General features: G+C 71.9%; 20 protein-coding genes. 10 read left to right on the top strand and 10 right to left on the bottom strand.

From position 1 onward, the window contains the following. Nucleotides 1-9: 9 nt before the first annotated feature. The 6 genes from KOI47_RS21820 to KOI47_RS21795 all read right to left on the bottom strand — a co-directional run bounded on the left by KOI47_RS21820 (nucleotide 10) and on the right by KOI47_RS21795 (nucleotide 6,745). Complete coding sequence (locus KOI47_RS21820) at nucleotides 10-561, bottom strand: TetR/AcrR family transcriptional regulator (RefSeq protein WP_232376164.1); 552 nt, start codon at nucleotides 559-561, stop codon at nucleotides 10-12. Nucleotides 562-743: 182 nt separating this feature from the next. After that, nucleotides 744-2,078, bottom strand: a complete 1,335-nt coding sequence (locus KOI47_RS21815) for an ROK family protein (protein WP_232376899.1) — start codon at nucleotides 2,076-2,078, stop codon at nucleotides 744-746. A 221-nt stretch (nucleotides 2,079-2,299) separates the two neighbouring features. Further along, a complete protein-coding gene (locus KOI47_RS21810; RefSeq protein WP_232376163.1) occupies nucleotides 2,300-3,142 on the bottom strand; it encodes a hypothetical protein in 843 nt (280 codons plus the stop codon). Between the two features lie 170 nt (nucleotides 3,143-3,312). Continuing rightward, entirely contained in the window at nucleotides 3,313-4,386 is a 1,074-nt protein-coding gene (locus tag KOI47_RS21805) for a PDR/VanB family oxidoreductase (RefSeq protein WP_216206578.1), read from the bottom strand. A 2-nt stretch (nucleotides 4,387-4,388) separates the two neighbouring features. Continuing rightward, on the bottom strand, nucleotides 4,389-5,273 hold the full coding sequence (locus KOI47_RS21800; protein WP_216206575.1) for a metal-dependent hydrolase: 885 nt from the start codon (nucleotides 5,271-5,273) through the stop codon (nucleotides 4,389-4,391). Then, complete coding sequence (locus KOI47_RS21795; RefSeq protein WP_216206572.1) at nucleotides 5,270-6,745, bottom strand: flavin-containing monooxygenase; 1,476 nt, start codon at nucleotides 6,743-6,745, stop codon at nucleotides 5,270-5,272. The genes KOI47_RS21800 and KOI47_RS21795 overlap by 4 nt, the downstream gene beginning before the upstream one ends. Before the next feature lie 144 nt (nucleotides 6,746-6,889). On the opposite strand from KOI47_RS21795, the gene KOI47_RS21790 reads away from it, so the two are divergent. From KOI47_RS21790 to KOI47_RS21755, 8 genes are all read left to right on the top strand, one after another. Continuing rightward, nucleotides 6,890-8,068 carry a site-2 protease family protein gene (locus KOI47_RS21790; RefSeq protein ID WP_216206569.1) on the top strand — a complete coding sequence of 393 codons (1,179 nt, stop codon included), beginning with the start codon at nucleotides 6,890-6,892 and terminating at the stop codon, nucleotides 8,066-8,068. 2 nt (nucleotides 8,069-8,070) lie between these two features. Then, complete coding sequence (locus KOI47_RS21785) at nucleotides 8,071-9,387, top strand: NfeD family protein (protein ID WP_216206566.1); 1,317 nt, start codon at nucleotides 8,071-8,073, stop codon at nucleotides 9,385-9,387. After that, entirely contained in the window at nucleotides 9,384-10,166 is a 783-nt protein-coding gene (locus tag KOI47_RS21780; protein WP_216206563.1) for a slipin family protein, read from the top strand. The genes KOI47_RS21785 and KOI47_RS21780 overlap by 4 nt, the downstream gene beginning before the upstream one ends. 134 nt (nucleotides 10,167-10,300) lie before the next feature. Then, nucleotides 10,301-11,587, top strand: a complete 1,287-nt coding sequence (locus tag KOI47_RS21775) for a cytochrome P450 (RefSeq protein WP_232376898.1) — start codon at nucleotides 10,301-10,303, stop codon at nucleotides 11,585-11,587. A 71-nt stretch (nucleotides 11,588-11,658) separates the two neighbouring features. Next, nucleotides 11,659-12,300, top strand: a complete 642-nt coding sequence (locus tag KOI47_RS21770; protein WP_216206560.1) for a class I SAM-dependent methyltransferase — start codon at nucleotides 11,659-11,661, stop codon at nucleotides 12,298-12,300. Between the two features lie 4 nt (nucleotides 12,301-12,304). After that, entirely contained in the window at nucleotides 12,305-12,859 is a 555-nt protein-coding gene (locus KOI47_RS21765; RefSeq protein WP_216206557.1) for a TrmH family RNA methyltransferase, read from the top strand. A gap of 29 nt (nucleotides 12,860-12,888) precedes the next feature. Then, entirely contained in the window at nucleotides 12,889-14,088 is a 1,200-nt protein-coding gene (locus tag KOI47_RS21760) for an MFS transporter (RefSeq protein ID WP_216206554.1), read from the top strand. After that, nucleotides 14,061-15,104, top strand: coding sequence for a glucuronyl hydrolase (locus tag KOI47_RS21755; RefSeq protein ID WP_216206551.1), 1,044 nt, complete (start codon nucleotides 14,061-14,063; stop codon nucleotides 15,102-15,104). Before KOI47_RS21760 ends, KOI47_RS21755 begins: the two co-directional genes overlap by 28 nt. A 4-nt stretch (nucleotides 15,105-15,108) precedes the next feature. Here KOI47_RS21755 and KOI47_RS21750 read toward each other — a convergent pair whose 3' ends face one another. From KOI47_RS21750 to KOI47_RS21735, 4 genes are read right to left on the bottom strand one after another with little or no spacing between them, the layout of a single operon-like run. Next, nucleotides 15,109-15,930: a metal ABC transporter substrate-binding protein gene (locus KOI47_RS21750; RefSeq protein ID WP_216206548.1), complete on the bottom strand. Its 822-nt coding sequence runs from the start codon at nucleotides 15,928-15,930 to the stop codon at nucleotides 15,109-15,111. Continuing rightward, a complete protein-coding gene (locus KOI47_RS21745) occupies nucleotides 15,882-16,748 on the bottom strand; it encodes a metal ABC transporter permease (protein WP_216206544.1) in 867 nt (288 codons plus the stop codon). Before KOI47_RS21745 ends, KOI47_RS21750 begins: the two co-directional genes overlap by 49 nt. Further along, nucleotides 16,748-17,401 (bottom strand): metal ABC transporter ATP-binding protein, encoded by a 654-nt coding sequence (locus tag KOI47_RS21740; protein WP_216206542.1) that lies wholly within the window; start codon nucleotides 17,399-17,401, stop codon nucleotides 16,748-16,750. Before KOI47_RS21740 ends, KOI47_RS21745 begins: the two co-directional genes overlap by 1 nt. Next, nucleotides 17,398-18,609: an acyl-CoA dehydrogenase family protein gene (locus KOI47_RS21735; protein ID WP_216206539.1), complete on the bottom strand. Its 1,212-nt coding sequence runs from the start codon at nucleotides 18,607-18,609 to the stop codon at nucleotides 17,398-17,400. The genes KOI47_RS21740 and KOI47_RS21735 overlap by 4 nt, the downstream gene beginning before the upstream one ends. Nucleotides 18,610-18,754: 145 nt before the next feature. Between KOI47_RS21735 and KOI47_RS21730 the strand changes: the two genes are divergently transcribed. Beyond that, nucleotides 18,755-20,392, top strand: coding sequence for a CoA transferase (locus KOI47_RS21730; protein ID WP_232376162.1), 1,638 nt, complete (start codon nucleotides 18,755-18,757; stop codon nucleotides 20,390-20,392). Beyond that, nucleotides 20,389-22,032 carry a class I adenylate-forming enzyme family protein gene (locus tag KOI47_RS21725; RefSeq protein ID WP_216206533.1) on the top strand — a complete coding sequence of 548 codons (1,644 nt, stop codon included), beginning with the start codon at nucleotides 20,389-20,391 and terminating at the stop codon, nucleotides 22,030-22,032. The genes KOI47_RS21730 and KOI47_RS21725 overlap by 4 nt, the downstream gene beginning before the upstream one ends. Nucleotides 22,033-22,036 lie beyond the last annotated feature (4 nt).

The following is a 22,036-nucleotide window of genomic DNA, read 5'->3' as shown; positions in this document are numbered from 1 at the left end:
GGCCGTCGATCAGGATTTGATGACCGCGATGGCCAGCCGGACGATCTCGCTGATCACCTCGTCCAGCGGGGTCTGCTCGCCCCGGCGCGACCAGTGGTACACCAGCTCGTTGACCGCGCCGATCAGTGCCCTGGCGCCCAGCCGGAAGTCGCGCTGTGCCGCCTCGCCGCGGGCGACGGCGCGCTCGGCCTCGGCGACGAGCAGTTCGACCCACCGGTCCCGCCAGTCCAGCCGGTGCTGCTCGACGGTGTCGCTCACTCCCACGGTCTCCACATAGGACAGTCTGGCCCAGCGTGGGTCCTCCGCGGTGGTGGTGATGTAGGCGCGCACGGCCAGCTCGATCCGGGCGGCAAGGTCGTCCTCGCCCGCACTGGCGAAAGCCTCGGCCACGGCCGTGACCGCCCGCTCGATCACCCGGTCGTGCAGTGCCATCAACAGGGCCTCGCGGCCGGTGAACTCCTCATAGAAGTTCCGGGTGGACACCGCCGCGGTCGCGCACAGTTTCTCGATGGAGGTGGCCGCGTAGCCCTCGGTGCCGAACAGCTCCAACCCTGCGCTCATCAAGCGCTCCCTGCGCTCGGCTCGGCGGTCGGCCGCGGAACGGCCGGCGTAGACCCGGCTGGCTTGGGGCTCGTGTGGGGACATCGGCCAAGACTAAGCCACACCGGCGCCGGGGCCGGAACGAGCGGGTGCCCGGTTCACAGGGTCCTCACACGTTCTCGGCGGGGGTTCTCACGACCCGCTCACAACAGCGGCGTACGCAGCGGAATGTCCACCAGGCCGGGAAATCCGGCTGGGGAGCCGGGGTCCACCCAGTGCGCGAGGCGTTCCGGGGTGAACAGCTCGTCGATGACCATGAAGGCGGCGCCCACCAGGCCGGCCTGGTCGGACAGCGTGGAGCGGGCGATCCGTAGTTCCCTGGTGGCCAGCGGAAGGGAACGGCGGTACACCGACTCGCGGATGGCTGCCAGCAGCAGGTCCCCCGCGCCGGCGACCCCGCCGCCGATGATCACCAGTGCCGGGTTGTAGAAGCTCACCAGCGTGGCCAGCAGGCTGCCAACCAGCCTGCCCGCCCTGGTGAGCAGTTCCACCGAGGTGCGGTCCCCGCTCTGCGCGGCCCGGGACACGTCCTCGGCACCGATCGTGCCGCTGGTGCCGAGCACCTCGGCGAGGAACGGGCTGCGCCCCTCCCGTGCCGCGGCGAGCCCGTCCCTGGCCAGTGCGGCCCCGCCTGCCAGCGCTTCGAGGCAGCCGGTGTTGCCGCACCGGCAGACCACGGTCTGGTCCTCGCTCACCGCCGCATGGCCGATATCGCCCGCGCAGCCCTGGCTGCCGCGATGCAGCTGCCCGCCGGAGACGAGGCCCGCGCCGATCCCGGTGCCCAGCTTGACGTACAGGATGTCCCGCTGCCCCTTGGCCGATCCCGCCCTGAGCTCTCCCAGCGCCATGGCGTTGACCTCGTTGTCCACCCACACCGGCGCGTCGAACCGGGCGGCCAGCCGGTCCCGCACCGGATAGCCGTCCCAGCCGGGCATGATCGGCGGCGCGCTCGGCCGCCCGGTGGCGAACTCGACCGGCCCCGGCAGGCCGATTCCGATGCCCCATACCGCGGTGGCGCTGCCACCGGTGGCGTCCCCGATATCGGTGAGCAGCCGGTCGAACAGCTCCTCGACATGCCCGAGCACCTCTTCCGGCCCGAGCGCGATATCGGTGGGTTCCTCCAGCTCGGCGAGCACGTGCCCGGCGAGGTCGGTCACCCCGACCCCGACACTGGTGGCGCCGAGTTCCGCGGCGAGCACCACCCCGGCATGCGCGCGGAACCGCAGCTCCCGTGGCGCCCTGCCGCCGCTGGACGGGCCGAGCGGGCCCTCCTCGAGCAGCCCGCAGGCGCTCAGTTCGTTGACCCGCTGGGTCACCACGGTACGGCCGAGCCCCGAGTACCTGCCGATCTCCGGCCGCGTCCGGGCGGTCCCGGAGCGGACCAGGTCGAGCACGGTGGCGAGGCTGTCGACATGGTCGGGCGTCGGGCCTGCGGTATTCGGCCCCTGCTGCGGCACGTGCACCCGGACATCTTCCATCATCCCGATCCCCGGGGCGCGAAAAGCCCTGAACGTGGCTTTCGCGACGTTAGATGTCTCAGATGTGCCGTTCGCGACGCTGAGCGTCCTGATCGCCACGTTCAGGGCTTTCCCGGCCGGGTGTGCACGGATGGGCGAGGCCGTGCCGCCGCAGTGTGGTAGGCGGTGATCAGTTCGTTCACTACGGCCTGCGGATTGCTGCGGAGCTTGGTGGGCAAGGTCTACACGAGCGTGACCCCCACGCTGTTGTACCGCGAGTTACGATCCATCGTGTTCGAGTAGTCCGCTCGTGTGAAGTGGAGGTCATAGGAATCGATCTCCCACGCCAGGCCAACCTCGTCGCACCAGCCGTCCGGGGTCGCGATGTAGTTGCCTGCCTCGTCCCAGAGTTCGGTGTTCCACTCAAGTGGGGGCAAGCCGGTGCGTTCCCACACCCGCATCGCGTCGCCCTCGGCGACAGACCGCGCTCCGCGGAGAATGCTCCTGAGCACATCGCGAGGTATCGCGGTGCCCCGTTGACAACCGTTTTCGAGTTCTGCCTGGATTCGGTACGGATCGGCTCGGCCGCGCTGTACCGCTTCGGCGAGCAACGCGCGCACAGAGTCCACGTCCTTGAGCCGCCGACAGATGTCCAGCACGGCTCGGATCAGCGGCGCCAGCGGCACGCCGTCTCGCATGATCGGCTGAGGAAGGTGCATCGTCCGCTCGATGAGCACGTAGTCGCTGCTGTTGATCCGGCGCCCCTCCGGAATTAGCACGTGCATCGACAAGTCGTCGGGTGGACTGCTGAGTCCGTACCGTCTGCACGCCTCCGCTCCAGTGATAACCGCGTTCTCGCCCGCGTACAACAGTGCGGCCTCGACCAACTGACGGCGTGTGGGGTGACCATTGTTGAGCAGCACGATGCCCGGCAATGGGCGTTGCCACGGCCCGCCGGGGAAGCACCGGCGATAGGCGGTTCGCGACGGTACTCCCAGCTCGACTAGCCTGGCGACCTTGATCGCGCCATAGCGACTCTCGTAGTGGAGCGTCTGTGGTTGGCGAGCCCAGTTTCCTCTTTGCACCGGCCCAGGATGCGGCTGACGCTCAACCCGCCACCAGCACCGACCGCCCGCGCTGTGGACAACTCGCCCCTTGGGGAAAACTCTGAACGTGGCTTTCGGGACGTTGGACGTCTCGGATGTGCCGTTCGCGACGTTGAACGTCCTGATCGCCACGTTCAGGGCGGTGGTGGCTACAGGTCCAGGGTGAGGGCGTGGCCCTCGGCGGCGCGGGAAACGCAGAGCAGCATCCCGCGGGCGCGTTCTTCCGCGGTGAGCACGTTGTCCCTGTGCTCGGGCTCCCCGTCGAGCACGCGGACCTTGCAGGTGCGGCAGAAGCCCTGCCGGCAGGAGTAGGCCACACCCGGTACGGCCTCCCGGACCACGTCCAGGGCCGAGCGGTCGGCGGGGACCGGCAGCGTGGTGCCGCTGCGGGCCAGCCGGAGGGTGAACGGTTTGCCGCGCACGATCGGCGGGGCGGAAAAGCGCTCGAAGTGCACCGCGCGGGCGGGGGAACCGGGCAGGTCCAGCCGGACGCCGGTGATCATCGGGACCGGGCCGCAGCAGTAGACCGTGGCCCCTGGTGGCGCGTGCTCCAGCAGTTCCGCGCCGGAGGCTGGCATGCCGTAGTCGGTGTCCGGCCGCAGCCAGATCCGCCCGGTGGGCAGGCCGGCCAGCTCGCTCCGGAACGGCATCGAGTCGAGGGTGCGCCCGGTGTACACCAGCCGCCAGTCCGCCCCGGTCGCGGCGGCTCGGCGCACCATGGGCAGGATCGGCGTGATCCCGATCCCGCCTGCGATGAACAGGTACGCCTCGGCGGCCACGAACGGGAAGGCGTTGCGCGGGCCGCGTGCGGTCACCCGGTCGCCGGGAATGAGCCCGTGCACCTCGGCCGAACCGCTGCCGCCGGGGATCCTGCGGGTGGCGATCCGGTAGCGGGCCCGGTCCCCGGGGTCCCCGCACAGCGAGTACTGCCGGACCCGCCCGGAGGGCAGTACCAGGTCCAGGTGCGCGCCCGGCCGCCAGGCCGGCAGCGGGGCACCGTCCGGCCGGGCGAGCAGCAGGCTGACCACGCCCTCGGCCTCCACGGTGATCCGGTCCACCACCAGGGGCAGGTTCCGGTCGACCTCCTCGACCGGCGGGCGGCGGCGACCGCTGACCCGGCTCATCCAGCGATAGGCCGCCACGGCCGCGCCGACCGTGGCGAACAGCCGGTCGGTGCGCTGCCTGCCGTGCAGGTCCGCGGGCAACCGCGGTGGTTCCACCATGGTCAGTGCGCGCCCTCGGCCGCCAGCGCGGCGGGGGAGGAGGCGAGGTAAGCCACCGCCTGGTCGGTGCGGCCGGTCTGGGTGGGGTGGTAGGAACGCCGGAAGTACGGCCGGATCTCGCGTAGCAGGTTGCGGGTGGTCGGCAGCGTGCCGCGCCGCCCGGCCTGGAAGAACCGCCGCCAGCGTGCCTTCTGCCCGCCACCCAGCACGGGGTCGTTGCGCAGCAGGTACCGGGTACCGCGGACGAAAACCCACACCAGCATCGGGGTCACCAGCGCCATGCTGCGCACCCGGCGCAGGTAGCGCCCGTCCAGGTGCTGGTACAGGTCGAAGGCCACCGCGCGGTGCTCGACCTCCTCGGCGCCGTGCCAGCGCAGCAGGTCGAGCATGGTCGGGTCGGCACCGGCGGCGTCCAGCCCGTCCGCGTCCAGCACCCACTGGCCGAGGAAAGCGGTGTAGTGCTCGATCGCGGCGACCGCGGCCAGCCGCTCGATCAGCCACTCCTCCCGTGCCTTCCCGGTGAGCTCCCGGTCGCCGAGCAGCCTGCGGAACAGCCATTCCATCTGGCGCACGAACGGGCCGGTGTCCAGGCCGTGGCCGTCAAGGTGCGCGGCCGCGCCCGCGTGTGCCTCGGCGTGGATTGCCTCCTGGCCGATGAACCCGAGCACGTCTTCCTTCAGCCGCTCGTCCCTGATCAGCGGCACCGCCTGCTTGAACACCTCGACGAACCAGCGTTCGCCTTCCGGCAGCGCGATGTGCAGCACGTTCAGCGTATGCGTCGTCTGCGGGTCGTGCGGCACCCAATGCATCGGCAGGGCCGACCAGTCGAACCGCACGTCCCTGGCGTGCAGTACGAGCTGTTCGGTCTCCTCCTCCCGCGAGCTCATCTGCCAGCCCTCCCGGCCAGTTCGAAGTCGCCAGGCTCGACCCTGCGGGTCTCCATCCAGTAGCGCCAGGTGAACCCGGGCCAGATCGTGCGGTTCACACCCTTGGCGTCCAGGTACCAGCTCGTGCAGCCACCCCGGGTCCATACCCCGTCGGCCAGCTTGCGCTGGATCCGCGCCTGGAAGGCGTCCTGCACCTCCCGGCGCACCTGTAGCGCCGCGGCCCGGTTGCGGTCGGCGAGCCGGATCGCGTCCACCACGTACCGGGCCTGCGACTCGATCATGAACACCACCGAGTTGTGTCCCAGTGCGGTGTTCGGGCCGAGCAGGAAGAACAGGTTCGGGAAGCCGGAGACCGTGATGCCGTAGTGCGTCTGCACGCCTTCGCCTGCCCACTCCTTGGCCAGCTGCCTGCCGTCCTCCCCGGTGATGTCCAGGTACTCCATCGCGTCGGTGACGTGGAACCCGGTGCCGTACACGATCGCGTCCACCTCGTGCTCGACGCCCTTGTCATCCACAATGGAATGTTCGCGGACCTCGGTGATGCCGTCGGTCACCAGTTCCACGTTGTCCCGGTTGAGCGTGGGGTAGTAGTCGTTGGAGATCAGCACCCGCTTGCAGCCCATGGTGTAGTCCGGGGTGAGCTTACGGCGCAGCGCGGGATCCGCGATGTGCTTGCGCAGGTGCCGCTTCGCCACCGCCTCCCCGGCCCGCATCAGCGCCGGATGCCCGTTGAACCCGACCGCCCGCACCTCCAGCAGCCAGTACAGCAGGTTGCGGTAGATCCGCTGGGCGCCCGGCACCCGCCGGAACAGGGTCTGGGCCCAGCCGGGAATCGGGTGGTCCGGTTTCGGCATGATCCACGGCGGGGTGCGCTGGAACACCGTCAGCCTGCCCACTCCAGGCGCGATCCTCGGCACGAACTGGATGGCACTGGCGCCGGTTCCCACCACGGCCACCCGCTTGCCGGTCAGGTCGTAGTCGTGGTCCCAGCCCGAGGAGTGCCAGGTCCGCCCGGCGAACCGCTCGATCCCCGGCAGCGCGGGGATCTGCGGGATGTGCAGGCCGCCGACACCGGCCACCAGGAACTGGCCGAGGTACTCCTCGCCCGCGGCCGTGCTCACCGTCCAGGTCCGCCGCTCGGCGTCCCACCGGGCGCCGGTGACCTCGGTGCCGAACCGGATCCGTTCGCGCAGGCCGTACTTGTCCGCGACCCGCCTCAGGTACGCGAAGATCTCCGGCTGCGCGGAGAAGGAGCGGGACCAGTGCGGGTTCTGCTCGTAGGAGAAGGAGTACATATGTGACTGGATGTCGCAGGCGCAGCCGGGATAGGAGTTGTCCCGCCAGGTGCCGCCGACATCCTGTGCCTTCTCCAGGATCACGTAGTCCCGGATGCCCGCCCGTTCCAGCTGGATCGCCTGGCCGAGTCCGGAGAAGCCGGTGCCGACGATGACCACCTTGAACCGTGCACCCATGCTGCTCCTCCACACCGTTGCGGACGACAGTAGACGTTACTGCTAGTAACAGCTACTTCTGGGTAGCATGAGGGATGGCGAATGCCCTGTCAAGCGCCGCCAAAGGCCGGTTTGCCGTGGACCGGTGCGGGTAGCCGGAGGGGGATGACAGCGACGATCCGCCTTGGCCGTATCGGCGGGGTGCGCGTCGGCCTGCACTGGAGCGTGCTGGTGATCGTGCTCCTGCTGGTGGTAGTGCTGGGAGTCGGGCAGTGGCCGGAGATCTACCCCGGTTACGGCACCGCCGTCTACCTGCTGGCAGGGGTGGTGGCGGCCCTGCTGTTCGTTTCCTCCCTGCTGGCCCACGAACTGGCGCACGCACTGGTGGCCACCCGGCTCGGGGTGGAGGTCGAGGGCATCACGCTCTGGCTGCTCGGTGGGGTGGCCTCGCTGCGCGGGGAGGCCCGTACCCCGCGCGCCGACCTGTGGATCGCCCTGGTCGGCCCGCTCACCAGTGCCGTCGCGGGCGGGTTCTTCACCCTGCTGGCCTGGCTGGTCGCCGCGGCCGAGGCGCCGGTGCTGGTCTGGGGCGTTTGCGTCTATCTGGCGGCGATCAACTTCCTGCTCGCCGTGTTCAACCTGATCCCGGCCGCGCCGCTGGACGGCGGGCGGATCCTGCGCGCCGTGCTGTGGGGCCGGATGAAGGACCGCAACCGGGCCGCCGTGTGGAGCGCACGGGCCGGTCGCGGGTTCGGCTTCGCGCTGATCCTGCTCGGCGTGGTCGTGGTGGTCACCGGGACTTTCTCCGGGTTGTGGTGGATGCTGATCGGCTGGTTCATCGTCACGGTCGCCAGCGCGGAGGAACGTCAGGCCGACCTGGGCTCGGTACTGGCCGGCCTGCGGGTGCGCGATGTGATGACCCCCGATCCGGACACCGCTGGCGCCGACAGCAGCGTCGCCGAGTTCATCCAGGACGTGGCCATGGTGCGCAGGCACTCGGCTTTCCCGCTGCGCGAGCCGGGGGACGGCATCCAGGGGATGATCACCCTGGACAGGCTGAAGGCGGTGGCAGCGCAGCAGCGGGCAGGTACCCGCCTGCACGAGGTGGCCTGCCCGATCGCGGAGGTGCCAACCGCGCGGCCGGACGAGGAACTGGTGGCGCTGCTGCCCCGGATGTACGGCTGCACGGACGGCCGGGCGCTGGTGTTCGACAACGGTGACCTGGTCGGCATCGTGTCGCCGACCGATATCAGCCGGGCGGTCTCGCTGCGCGGGCTCGGGGTGAGCTGGCGGGACGGCGCCGATCTCACCTCGGGCGGCGGAGGCGGCTGGGGCCGCGGTTGAGCGTGCCGGTACGTCGAGCCCTCGGCCTGGCGTTGCTCTCGGCAGGCCTGCTGGCGCTGGCGTCCGCGGCTCCGCATGCTGCCGCTCCGGCGCAGCCGCCCGCGGCACCGCAGTCCGTGCTCAGCACGCGCGTGGAGGGGCCGATCACCCAGATCGTTGCCGACCACCTGGCCGAGGGGGTGCGCCGCGCGGAGCGTTCCGGTCACCAGGCCTTCCTGGTGACCCTGGAGACACCGGGCGGGGCGAGCACGGCCATGCGCGAGATCGTGCAGTCCTTCCTCGACGCCGAGGTCCCGGTCATCGGGTATGTGGCCCCCTCAGGTGCGCGGGCGGCCTCGGCCGGAGCCCTGATCATGTTCTCCACGCATATCGCGGCGATGGCCCCCGGCACCAGCATCGGCGCCGCCACGCCGGTCAGTGCCACCGGCGGGGACGTCGGTGCCAAGGTGGTCAACGAGGCCGCCGCCTTCGCCGAGTCGGTGGCCAGGCAGCGTGATCGCGACGTGGCCTTCGCCGGTGCGACCGTGCGGGAGGGCAGGGCAGCCCCGGCACGGGAGGCCGCCCGGATCGGCGCGGTGGACCTGGTGGCGGCGGATCGCGCGGAGTTGTTCGGCGTGCTGGACGGCAGGACGGTGCGGGTCGCAGGCGGCACCGAGACGACCCTGCGGACCAGTGGGGCGCCGGTGGTCCGGCACGAGATGGGCACCTTCACCCAGCTGCGGCAGTGGCTCGCCGACCCGAACCTGGCGTTCCTGTTCTTCGCCCTCGGCGGGCTCGCCCTGCTCTACGAGGTGGCCAGCCCCGGCATCGGGCTGGGCGGGGTGCTCGGCGCGGTACTGCTGATCCTCGGGTTCGTCGCGCTCAGCGTGCTGCCGGTGAACATCGCGGGGATCGCGCTGCTGGTGCTGGCCATCGGGCTGTTCGTGGCCGAGGTCCTCACCCCTGGCATCGGGATTTTCGCAGGCGGCGGTGCGCTCGCGCTGGTGCTGTCCGGGCTGATGCTGTTCGAAGGGCCGTTCCGGGTCGACCCGCCGGTGCTCTGGCCGGTGGCGGTGGTGGTCGGCGCCGGTGCGGTACTCGCGGGCAGGCTGGCGCTGCGCGCCCGGCGGCGGCAGCCGGTCAGCGGGGAGAACGAACTGATCGGGCGGCGGACCGTGGTGCGCGAGGTGCGGGAGGAGTACGGCCGCGCGCAGGTCGAGGGCAGCTGGTGGAACGTGCGCAGCCCGGATCGCCCGCTCACCGAGGGGCAGCCGGTCCGGGTCACCGGGATCCGGGACCTGACCCTGCTCGTCGAACCGATTCCACGGGAGGAGTCATGAACGGAACCATCATCGGCCTCGGCATTGCGGTGCTGGTGCTCGTGCTGCTGTTGTTCGCCTCGGTGAAGATCGTCCCGGAGTACGAACGGGGCGTCATCTTCCGGCTGGGGCGGGTCATCGGCGCCAAGGGGCCGGGCCTGTTCTTCATCATCCCGATCGTCGACCGGATGGTGAAGGTATCGCTGCGGACCATCACCAGGGACATCCCGCCGCAGGACCTCATCACCCGGGACAACGTGACGGTCACGGTGAACGCGGTGACCTACTTCAAGGTCGTCGACCCGGTCCGGTCCATTGTGTCCGTCGAGGACTACTACTCCGCGACCTCGCAGATGGCGCAGACGACGTTACGCAGCATCCTCGGTCAGATCGACATGGACGAGTTGCTGGTCAACCGGGACGAGATCAACCAGCGGCTGCAGCAGATCATCGACGATGTGACCAACCCATGGGGCGTGAAGGTCAGCCACGTGGAGGTCAAACACGTCGAGCTGCCCGACCCGATGCGCAGGGCGATGGCCCGCCAGGCCGAGGCGGAGCGCGAGCGCAGGGCGAAGGTGATCCACGCCAAGGGCGAGCACGAGGCCGCGGAGACCCTCGGCGAGGCGGCGGAGGTCCTGGAGCGCCGCCCGGCCGCCATGCAGCTCCGCTTACTGTCCACAATGGCTGAGGTCGCCGCCGAGAAGAACTCGACCCTGGTCTTCCCGCTGCCGATGGAGATCATGCGCCTGGTCGACTCGATACGCCCGCCCGCGGGCGGGACCGCGGGCAGTACCTGACGCGCTCCGTGCTGACGATCACCGTTGGTGACCGTCTCGACCCGTAGTGTTCGTTCGCGACCTGGACGGCCACCGGGGGCATCGGCGTTATCCGGAGGAGGTACGGTCGAGATGTGGGGAGCATAAGGTCACGCCTGGTGTCGTGGTTCATGCGCTGGTACCTGGCACGTACCAGCAAGAAGGGCCTCGACCTTTCCAGGATGCCGTTCCTGCCGGAACCGGCGCTGGTGCCGCTCAGGCGCAACGAGCTCGACCCGGTGCCCGAGCTGGGGCAGCGGCGCGCGCAGGAGCCGGTGAGCAAGCTGCCGCTGCCGTTCGGCATGAACGTCTGGCTCGTCACCGGGCACGAGGCCGCCAAGAGCGTGCTGAGCAGCACAAAGGACTTCAGCAACGACTTCGCCAACCTGGTCGGGCAGGCCGGGGCGGATGCCAACCACAACCCCGGCGGGCTCGGGTTCGCCGACCCGCCGGTGCACACCCGGTTGCGCAAACTGCTGACCCCGGAATTCACCATGCGCAGGCTGTCCAGGCTCACCCCCGGCATCCAGCGGATCGTGCAGGAGCGGCTGGACGCCATGGCCGCCACCGAGGGGCCGGTCGACCTGGTGCAGGAGTTCGCCCTGCCGATCCCGTCCCTGGTGATCTGCGAGCTGCTCGGCGTGCCCTACGAGGACAGGGACGACTTCCAGCACCTTGCCGAGGCGCGGTTCGACCTGTTCGGCGGGGCCGGGGCCTCGCTCGGGGCGATCTCCGAATCGCTGGAGTACCTGCGCGGGGTCGTGCGGCAGCAGCGGGAGTCCCCTGGGGACGGCCTGCTCGGCATGATCATCAGGGAGCACGGCGACGAGGTGGACGACCTGGAACTGGCAGGCCTCGCCGACGGGGTGCTCACCGGCGGGTTCGAGACCACCGCGAGCATGCTCGCCCTCGGTGCGCTGGTGCTGCTGCGCGATCCGGACAGCTTCCAGCTGGTGCACGACGATGACGAGGCCGTGCCGGGGTTCGTCGAGGAGCTGCTGCGTTACCTCAGCGTGGTGCAGGTGGCCTTCCCCCGGTTCGCCCGCGAGGACGTCGAGGTTGCCGGGACGAGGATCGCCAAGGGCGACATGGTGGTGGTCTCGCTGAGCGGGGCCGACCGGGACGAGTCGCTGGGCGCGGAGATGGAACGCTTCGACCCGCGGCGGCCGTCCAGCCCGCACCTGGCCTTCGGCTACGGGGTGCACCGGTGCATCGGCGCCGAACTGGCCAGGATGGAGCTGCGCGCCGCCTACCCCGCCCTGGTCCGTCGCTTCCCCGAGATGCACCTGCAGATCGCCCCCGAGGACCTGACCTTCCGCAAGGTGTCGATCGTCTACGGCGTGGAATCCCTGCCGGTACTGCTGACCAAGTCCGCGACCACCTCGCAGCCGGTCGCCACCTGACGGCAGGCGACCACGCCGCCCTGCCCGTTGTTACGATATGCGGCCGGGCGCGACGAGGAGGAGCCGGACGGGTGGCCGAGCAGGGGCAGCACTACTTCTCGGCGGTACCCCGGGCGGCGTCCGCTGGCGATACCGTCCACCTCCGGCTGCCCGATGTCGAACTCGACCTGCGCACCGACACCGGGGTCTTCTCACACGCCAGGCTCGACCCTGGCACCCGGATCCTGCTCGAGCACGCGCCCCCGCCCGCGGTCCGCGGCGACATCCTCGATCTCGGCTGCGGCTACGGCCCGATCGCGCTGACCCTTGCCACCCGGCGCAAGCGACTGCCGGTGTGGGCGGTGGACGTGAACGAGCGCGCCCTCGGACTGGTCCGGGCGAACGCGGCGGCCGCGGGGCTCGGCAACGTCACGGCCTGCCTGCCCGATGAGGTCCCGGCGGACATCCGGTTCGGCACCATCTACTCCAACCCGCCGATCCGGGTCGGCAAGGCCGCGCTGCACGCCATGCTGCGACATTGGTTATCCCTGCTCCGCGACGACGGCACCGCCTACCTGGTGGTGCAGAAACATCTCGGCTCGGACTCTCTCGCGAAGTGGCTGGCCGGGCAGGGGTTCCCGACCACCCGGCTCACCTCCCAGCGCGGCTACCGGATCCTCGAGGTCCTTGCGGCACCCGACTCCGGAACAAAACACCAGACAGCGACGGAATGAACGCATGCGCCAGCTCCGCGGAACCGACCTCAAACGCCTGCACCGCACCTGGAAACGGCAGAGTTCCACCCAGGTGGCGCTGCTGCTGGAAGGGGTGCAGTCCCCGTTCAACGTGGGCGCGATCGTGCGTACCGCCGCGGCCTTCGGGGTCGGCAGGCTCTATCTCGTCGGCGGCGCCATCACCCCGCGCAACCCCAAGGCGCAGAAGACCGCCATGGGCACCGACCGCTACCTCGAGGTGCGGGAGTTCACCGCGCTCGCGCCCGCGCTCGAGCAGGTCAAAGCCGATGGCTACCGGCTCGCCGGGCTGGAGCTCGCCGAGGACGCGATACCGATGCACGAACTGGACCTCACCGCGGACACCTGCATCGCGGCCGGGCACGAGGACCGCGGGCTGACCGCGGAATGCCTCGCCGCCTGCGATGTCGTCACCTTCGTCCCGCAACTGGGCCGGGTCGGCTCGCTCAACGTCGCCACCGCAACCGCCATCGCCTGCTACGAGGTACGTAGGCAGGACTGGTCGCGGCCCGGGAACTTTGCCGAGGCACCCGCCGACTGATCAGGGGGACCGATACTGGGAGGAAGCCGGTGACACAGGCGCGGGGAAGCACGGACAACGCGGTCGGCGAGCCGCGACCGACCAGGGGGTTGCCCTCGCTGCTGACCTTGGCGATGGCGCTGTCCACCCTCCCGCTGTTCCTGCTCGGCGCGCTGGGGCCGTATCTGGTCGAGGAGTTCGCCATCGCCGCCCCGCTGCTCGGGGTCGTGGTCACGGTCGGCTTCGCGGTGGCTTCGGTGCTGTCGCTGATGATCGGGCCCGCCGTGGGTGCACTGGGGCCACGGCGCTGCCTGATCGGGATGTTCGGTGTCTCGGCGGTGATGCTGGCGGTGTTCGCCATCGCCCCGGCCTACGGGTGGCTGGTCGCGGCGGTCGCCGGTGCCGGGATCGGGCAGGCACTGGCCAACCCGGCCACCAACCAGCTGATCGCCACCCGGGTACCCGCCCCGCGCAGGCCAGGGGTGACCGGGCTGAAGCAGTCCGGGGTGCAACTCGGCGCCTTCTTCGCCGGGTTCCCGCTGGCCGCGCTCGCCGCGGCCGCGGAATGGCGGATCGCGGTGGGCCTGGCCGCGGCCACCGCGCTGCTCGCCGCGTTCGCCGCGCTGCTCGTGCCCGCCGACCAGCGGCCGGCGCGGATGCCCACGCTGACCGCGGCCCGCCCCCGCGGGGACGCGGCCTGGCTGGCCGGGTTCTCGGTGCTGCTCGGCGCCGGGATCTCCGCGGTGAACACCTACGTCGCCCTGTACGCGACCAGCCAGCTGGACATCTCAGCCGGGGTGGCAGGCGGCCTGATCGCCGCACTCGGGGTCGCCGGGATCGTGGGCCGGATGGGCTGGTCCACGATCGCCGCGCGGCGCGGCCTGCCCGGCAGGCTGCTGGCCCCACTGGCACTCGGCGCCGTGCTGGCCGCGCTGTTGCTGGCCGCGGCCGTCCCGTTCGGACCGGCCTTCGCCTGGGCGGGCGCGGTCGGGATCGGTGCGTTCGCGGTCGCCGCGAACGCCGTATCCATGGTCACCGTCATCTCCACCGCGCGGCCGGAACAGGTCGGGCCGGACTCGGCGGTGGTCGCGGCCGGGTTCTTCGCCGGGTTCGCGGTCGGCCCGCCTGCCCTTGGCCTGCTGGCCGAGGCCGCGGGTGGCCGCTACGAGGCGGGCTGGCTGCTGGTCGCCGTCGAGTTCCTCGGCGCGGCCGCCGTGGCCTGGTGGTGGCGCAGGCGGCGGGCCGCGTGACCCGGTGGGCCACCGCCGCGCTCGGTCGCGTCCTGGACCGGGTGGCGCGCACCGAGGCCGAGGTGGGGCAGCGGTTCCCGCTGCACGCCGATCCCCGCGAGGACAGCTGGACCACCACCCGGCGCGGCTCCTGGACCGGTGGGTTCTGGGCGGGCCAGCTGTGGCTGCGCGCCCGGCTCACCGGGGAGGCCGGGCACGCGCGGGCCGCGGCCGACTGCGCCGCCCGCCTGGCGCCGTGGGCGGAGGCGGACACCGTGACCAGGGGTCTGATCCTGTGGTACGGCGTGGCCGCTGGCGGCAGGCTGGGCGTGCCCACCCCGGCCGATGCCGGAACCGACGAGCCCGCGCGGGCCGGGGCGGAGCGGCTGCGGCTGACCTTCGATCCCGCCGCGGGCCTGCTGCCGTGGGGCACCGCCTTCGGCGACCCAGCCGATCCCGTGATCGCCAGGGTGGACGGAGTCGCGGGCACGCTCCCGCTGCTGTGCTGGGCCGGGGAGACCGGCGCCGTCGCCGCGCGGCGGCACCTGCGCACGCACCTCGACCTGTGTGCCGCACCCACCGGCTCCCGTCCTGCCTGGCAGCGAGAGGCCGGGCGCTGGGTACCGCGGGACCAGCCGCCGCGGGGGTGGAGCAGGGGAGAGGCCTGGCTGCTGCTGGCGCTCGCCGATGCCGCGCACTGGCTGGATCCCGGATTCGCCCGGCACGGCAGGGAACTGGCCCGGCGGTGGGCAGACGGCGTGCCGCCCGCGGTACGGGACCGTCCGGACGGCCCGCCGGACACCTCGGCGGCGGCGATCATGGTGGTGGCCCTGGCCAAACTCGGACAGCGGGAGGCGGCAACCGCACTGCTGGCGGAGCTGGTGGAGGGCCACCTCACCGGCGTGGGCGGGCTCGGCGACGGTTGCCATGACCTGACCCGGGGCGTCGCCACCCGGCACGAGCTGGTGTGGGGCGACTACTTCCTGCTGCTCGCCCTGGCCATCCTCACCGGCACCATCCCCGCCCACGCCGTGTGAATGGTCAGGGCTGCAGGGCGGTGATGATCTGCTGCGCGGTGGTCCGGTACACCGACAGCAGGTCCATGTCCTCGCTCGGGTAGTTGCTCAGGCTCAGCTGCTGCGCGGCGGAACCGGGCAGGACAGTGCCGGTGCTCATCTGCTCGTTGTCGAACACGAACTCCGGTTCCTTCGCGGACAGCTCGGACAGCTGGCTCGCGGTCACCGGGCCGGGGCCGTAGGTGCCGAGCACCTCGGCTCCGGCCAGCTGCGCGGCGAAGCCCAGGAACGCCTGGTGCACCACCTTCGGCGGCTTGCCTTCCTGCCACGCGTCCCGCACCTCGGAGCTGAGCCGGTCGTACTCGGTCTCGAACCCGCTGATCCAGGACTCGGCCGCCTGCTCGGTGCCGAACATCCCGGCCAGCCTGCGTACCTCGGCGGACATCGTCTCCGGTGCGTTGTCCAGCTTCAGCTCCACCAGCTCGGCCGCCGAGCCCGCGGCGTCCTTGAGCTTGCCCGCGAAACCCTCGAACGGCGCGTACAGCACGAAGTCCGCCTCGGCCACGGCCGCCAGATCGGAGGGCTTGGGGTCGTAGTCCGGCGCGTGCTTGATCGAGGGCGGCACGATCACCGTGATGTTCGTGGCGCCCGCGGCCTTGGCGAACGCGCCCTCCCAGGCACTGGCCGCGACCACGGCCGGTCCTTCCGCCTGCCCGGCAGGGGGGTCGTCCTTCGCGTCGCCGTCGGCGGAGCCGCAGCCTGCCAGCAGCAGGGCGCCCGCGGTCAGCGCGCCTGCCTTCAGTGCGAGGATGCGGGCGCGACGTCCTGCCCTCGTGAGGATGCCCATCGAGACTTTCTCCAATCGGGGAGTAGATGAACGGCGAGCGCGACCGCTCCCGCCAGCAACACCAGTACCGGCCCCGGCGGGAAGTCCAGGGCCAGTGCGAGCAGGAAACCCGCGAGGTTGACCAGCAGGCCGATGATCACCGCGGCCAGCACCATCCCGCGCAGCGAGCTGGCGAGGCGGCGCGCGGCCAGTGCGGGTAGCAGGGTGAGCGCGTCCACCAGCAGCGCCCCGGTCAGCCGGATCGCGCCTGCCACCGAGACGGCGACCAGCAACAGCAGGATCAGGGTGAGCCGGTCGACCCGCACCCCGGAACAAGCGGCCAGTTCCCGGTCGTGCAGCAGCAGCGCCAGCTGGCGGCTGCGGAGCAGGAACAGCCCCGGGATCACCACCGCGAGCGTGCCGAGCAACACCACGTCCCCGGTGCGGGTGGCCAGGATCGAGCCCCACAACAGTTCGAAGGCGCCGTTGGCGTTCACCCCGGACACCGAAAGCACCAGCAGCGCGGCCGCGATCGCGAGGCTCATCAGCAACCCCATCGCCCCGGAGAGGCCGGAAGGGCTGCGGGCCAGCGGGGTGAGGGCGGCGCCGGAGGCCGCGCAGGCCACCAGCGCGCACAGCAGCGGGTCGAGGCCGACCAGCATGCCCACCGCGATCCCGAGCAGCGCCACGTGCATCATGGCGAACCGGACCGGCATGATGTCCAGCCCGATGATCACCACGCCGATGATCGGCAGCCCGATCGCGCCGAGCGCCAGTGCGAACAGCCCGCGTTGTACCGGTGGTAGCTCCAGCAGCTGGAGGAACGCATCGAAGGTCATCAGTGCGGAACCTCGGCGGGGAGTTCGCGCAGCCGCCCGTCGGCCATCTCCAGCACCCTGTCGCAGTGCCGTGCCAGCGCCCGGTCGTGCGTCACCACCAGCACGGTCACCGGCAGCGAGGTGAGCAACTCGGCGGTGTCCTCCTGGCCGGCGAAGTCCAGCGCCGCGGTCGGCTCGTCGGCCAGCAGCAGGGTGGCCCCCGCCGCGACGCAGCCCATCGCGCGGGCCAGGTACATCCGCTGCAGCTGGCCGCCGGAGAGGGTGTGCACCGGTTGCGCGGCCAGCGCGCCGACGCCGAGCCGCTCGGCGGCGGCCAGCGCCTCGTTCCGCGCGCCGCTGCTGGCCAGCAGCTCCCCGGCCAGCAGCGGGAACCGGCCTGCGACCTGGCGTTGCGGGATCCACGCCGCGACCCGCCTGCGCCGGTCCCAGTCCGCCGCGGTGCGCGCCCGGTGCCCGTCCACCTCGATCAGCCCGGCGCCGGCCGGGTGCAGGCCGAGGATGGACCGCAGCAGCGTGGTCTTGCCGGAGCCGTTGGTCCCGGTCATGGCCACCCGCTGGCCCGGCTCGACGTCCAGGTCGACCTCGCGCACGACCTGGCGGCCGCCATGTGCGCAGCAAACACCCTTCAGGGTGACTCGCGATCCGGCCGTCACTCTCCGCTCCCTCGTATCGTGTCATCGACCAAGTCGTCCGCGCGGCCCGTTTGGTTCCCGGCCGTCGCGTATTGGCGCAGCAGCCTGCGCGCCCCGCCGCTGATGTGCAGCTCGTCGGCCCCGTCGAGGATCCGGGCGGCGCGCGCGGTGCGCAGCAACCGCGGCAGCCCGCTGGCCGCGGTCAGCCCCTCGGCACCGTAGGCCTGGATCGCGCTGTCCGCGGCGGTGGACAGCGCCCTGGCCGCGGCCACCTTCGCCATACTGACCTCCACTGTGGACGGCCGGTCGGCCGCGACCAGGCTCGCGGCCTGCCGGGTGAGCAGCCGCGCGCCTCGTACCTGCAGCTCGGCCTCGAACACCAGGCCCTGCATCAGCTGCCGGTCGGCCAGCGTTTCGGCGCCGAGCCTGCGCTCGCGCACCCGTGCGGCGAGCAGCTCCACGGCCCGCTGGGCCTGTCCGATCCAGCGCAGTGCGCGCAGCGTGCGGCCGAGGGCGAGCCGCCTTCCCGCCAGCCGCAGCCCGCCTCCGCGGGGGCCCACCAGGTGTGCCGCCGGGACGGTGACCTGGTCGAACTCGATCTCGTACTGCCCGCCCGCGCCGAGCACGTCCAGCTCCCGCACGATCCGGAAACCGGCGGCCTCGGCCGGCACCGCCAGGATCGAGAAGGAGTCCCGCGGCGCGGCATCTTCGGTCTCGGTGCGGGCCACCACCAGGATCATCCCGGCTCGTGCCGCGCCGGAGGTGAACCATTTGCGGCCGGCGATCCGCCACCGGCCGTCCTGCGCCTGCTTCGCCTCGGTGCGCAGACCATGCGGATCGGAACCGGCCACGCCGGGCTCGGTCATCGCGTAGGCGAGGTGCAGCTCGCCTGCCACCAGTCCGGGCAGGATGCGCTCGCGCAGGCCGGGATCGGCGTGCGCGGCCAGCATCCGGGCGTTCAGCAGGCTCGCCGAGCCCAGTGCCTCCGGCCCGTGGTCGCTGCGGCCCTCGTCCTCGGCAAGCTCGAAGTAGTCGGCAAGGGGCAGCCCGGCGCCACCCTGTTCGGCGGGAAGTGGCAGGGCCCACAGGCCGGCCTCCTTCGCGGCCGCCCGCAGCCGGGCCCTGGCCTGCTCGGCACGGGCCTCGTCTTCCAGCGCGTCCTCGGCCGGGATGACCTGGGCGTCCACGAACTCGCGCAGCCGGTGCCGCAGGTTATCGCTGTCCTCCATACGAAGTAATCACACCTTTAGGGGAACTCGATCGAGTGATGGGCCGACTGTGTGGTCACGACACGTGGTCTTGATCCTGGGTGGAGGCCAAGGCATGGCGAGTAGTGAATCAGTAATTGCCCCGCGGACACAGGTTCTCACCGGGGTGCGGGCCGGCGTCGCGGGCGCCGGGGCCGCCGCCGGTGTGCTGGGCGAGCACCTCGCCGCACTGGGGGCCGAGGTACGGCGGGAGGACCTTCCTTCCGCCGGGATCGAGGCAACCGTGCGACTGGTCCCGGCGGTGGGCCCGCCGCGCGAGCTGATCGTCGAGCGGGCGGGTCCGGTTGCCGAACCGGGTCTCGTCGACGAGGCCACCGCGCAGGCCGTGTGCGGGGTGATGCACGTCAACGGGCGCCGCCACGGCGGGCCGCGGGGCCTTGCGGTCGACTACTGCGGGGCCGCGGCCGGGGTGCTCGGCATGACCGGGTTGCTCGCCGGGATGCTCGCCGGGGAGGCCGGTCCCACCATCGTCCGGACCAGCCTGGCCGAGGCCGCGTTGCTCACCGTGTCCCAGTACCTCGCCGGGGCAGGTGCCGAGGACCCCGAGGCGGTCGACCTCGCACCGGGCGGGCCACCGTTCGTCAGCGCCGACGGGGTGCGGTTCGAGGTGGAGACCCTGCAACCCGAGCCATGGGCCCGGTTCTGGGCGGGGCTCGGTGCGCCCACCGCGGCGATCCGCGCCGGCTGGCGGCCGTTCCAGTTCCGCTACGCCACCGCCACCGCCCCGCTGCCCGCCGAGTTGCACCATGCGGCGGCGAGCCACACCTTCGCCGAGCTCACCGCGGCCGCCGCGGGTGCGGAGGTGTCGGTGTGCCGGTTGTACCCGGCCGCCGAGCACGCCGCCGAGCTCGGCGCGGAGCCGGACCCGCCGTGGCTGCTCGCGCCCATGCCCGGCGCCGTGAACCGGGCGGAAACCCGCGGCGGGACGGCCGATCCGTTGCGCGGCATCGTGGTGCTCGAGGCGGGGCGGCGGATCCAGGCCCCGCTGGCTGCGCACGTGCTGCGGCTGCTCGGTGCGGAGGTGACCCGGATCGAGCCGCCGGGTGGCGATCCGCTGCGCGGCATGCCGCCCTGCACCGGCGGCCTTTCCGCCCGCTGGCTCGCGCTGAACCGGGGCAAGGACGCGGTGGAGGTGGACATCAAGGCACCGCGGGACCGGGAGCGGTTGCGCACCCTGGCCGCACGGGCCGATGTCTTCCTGCACAACTGGGCGCCGGGCAAGGCGGAACAACTCGGGCTCGGCGCGGCGGACCTGCCAGCAGGCCTCGTCTACGCCTACACCTCGGGCTGGGCCGGCCGGGAGCTGCCCGACCTGCCGCCCGGCACCGATTTCATGGTGCAGGCCCGCACCGGGCTCGCCGGACTGGTCGGCCCGCCGGACCAGCAGGCCGCGCCGTCCCTGCTGACCCTGCTGGACGTGCTCGGCGGGCTGCTCGGCGCCGAGGCCGTGCTGGCCGGGCTGCTGGTGCGTGCGCAACGCGGCACCGGGGTGGCGGTGGAGAGCAGCCTGCTGGGCGCCGCGGGCACGGTACGCGCGGTCGCCGGGCCGCCGCGACCACCGGGCTTCCGCCAGCCAGAGCCCACGGAACAGGGCTTTCTCGCCCGGCCGGACGACGGGTCCTTGCCGGGCGTCGGCGTCACCACCGATCTGGCTGACCTGCTCGCCGACCCTCGGATGAGCGAGGTGCTCGGCCGCGACGAGTACGGCTGCCCCGCCCTGCGCACCCCCTGGAGGCTGACATGACCACCGCCGAGCAGCCGAGAACCGGCCGCTATCCCGACCTCGTGCCGTACTCGGTACGGCGTGCCTGGTCGGCGGCCGGCAACTATCCCGATCGCGATCTCTACACGCTGTTCAGCGAGCAGTGCGCGGCGGCACCGGACCGGCCCGCGGTGATCGACGCCGACGGCGAGGTCAGCTATCTGGAGCTGGACGAGATGGCGCGCAGCCTCGCCGCGGGGCTGGCCGGACTCGGCGTCGAACCGGGCGATGTGGTCGCGGTCCAGCTGCCGAACGGGCGGCTGGCCTGTGTCGCCGATCTGGCGATCGCCGCGCTGGGCGCGGTGGCCCTGCCCTATCCGGCCGGCCGCGGCCAACGGGAGGCGGCCGGGCTGCTCGCCCGTTCCGAGGCCGTTGCCGTGATCACGGTGACCGAGTACGGCGATTTCCCGTGTGCTGAGCGAATTCGCGCGCTCGCCACCGAACTGCCCACCTTGCGTGCCGTGGTGGCGGTCGGCACCGAGACGCCGCGCGGCTGCGTCCCGATGCATGCCCTGCTCGCCGGGGGAGCGCACGGCTTCCGGCCCGCCCGGCCGGATCCGGACGGACCGGCCAGGATCCTGGTCACCTCCGGTTCCGAGGCGGAACCCAAAATGGTGCTCTACTCGCACAACGCGCTGGCCGGTGGGCGGGGTGCGATGATGGCCGGGCTGCGCCGGGACTCCACCCCGATGCGCAACCTGTTCCTGGTCCCGCTGGCCTCGGCCTTCGGCAGCAGCGGTACCGCCGTCACCCTCGCCACCCTCGGTGGGACCCTGGTGCTGCAGCCCCGGTTCGACGCGGCCGCGACCCTGGAACTGATCCACCGCGCCCGCCCGACCCACCTGCTCGGGGTGCCGACCATGCTGCGGATGCTGCTGGACCACCCGGCCTTCGCCGGTACCGACACCGGCAGCCTGCATGCGGTGGTGCTGGGCGGCTCGGTGCTGGACGAGCCGACCGTCCGGCGCGGTCGCGACGCGCTGGGGTGCCCGGTGCTCAACCTTTACGGCTCGGCCGACGGCGTGAGCTGCCACACCGCACTCGATGACCCGCCGCCGCGCGCCACCACGGCGGGCAGGCCCAATCCCGCGGTGGCCGAGGTGCGGATCGTGGACACCGAGCTACGGGACCTGCCCCGTGGCGAGATCGGGGAGATCGTGGCACGCGGCCCGATGAGCCCGTTGTGCTACGTGGCCGCCCCCGAACTCGACCGGCGCTACCGGATCGACGGCGGCTGGGTGCGTACCGGTGACCTGGGCCTGATCGACGCGGATGGTTACCTCGTGGTGGCCGGCAGGCTCAAGGACGTGGTGATCCGCGGCGGGATGAACATCAGCCCCGCCGAGGTGGAAGCCGTGCTGATCACCCATCCCGCGATCACCGACGTGGCCTGCGTCCCGGTCAGTGACCCGGTGCTGGGGGAACGGCTGTGCGCCTGCGTCGCCGGACCGGGCTCGCTGACCCTGCGCCAGCTCACCGACCACCTCCGCGGCACCGGCCTGGAACAGCGCAAGTTCCCGGAAAAACTGCTCGTGTTGCCTGCGTTGCCGTTGGGGGCCGCCGGAAAGATCGACCGGCGCGCGCTGCGCGCGGAGGCGGAGCTGCGCGCCACCGACCAATAACCCC

This window comes from Amycolatopsis aidingensis (assembly GCF_018885265.1).
Classification (GTDB): Bacteria; Actinomycetota; Actinomycetes; order Mycobacteriales; family Pseudonocardiaceae; genus Amycolatopsis; species Amycolatopsis aidingensis.
This window is presented reverse-complemented; position numbering and strand designations above follow the sequence as displayed.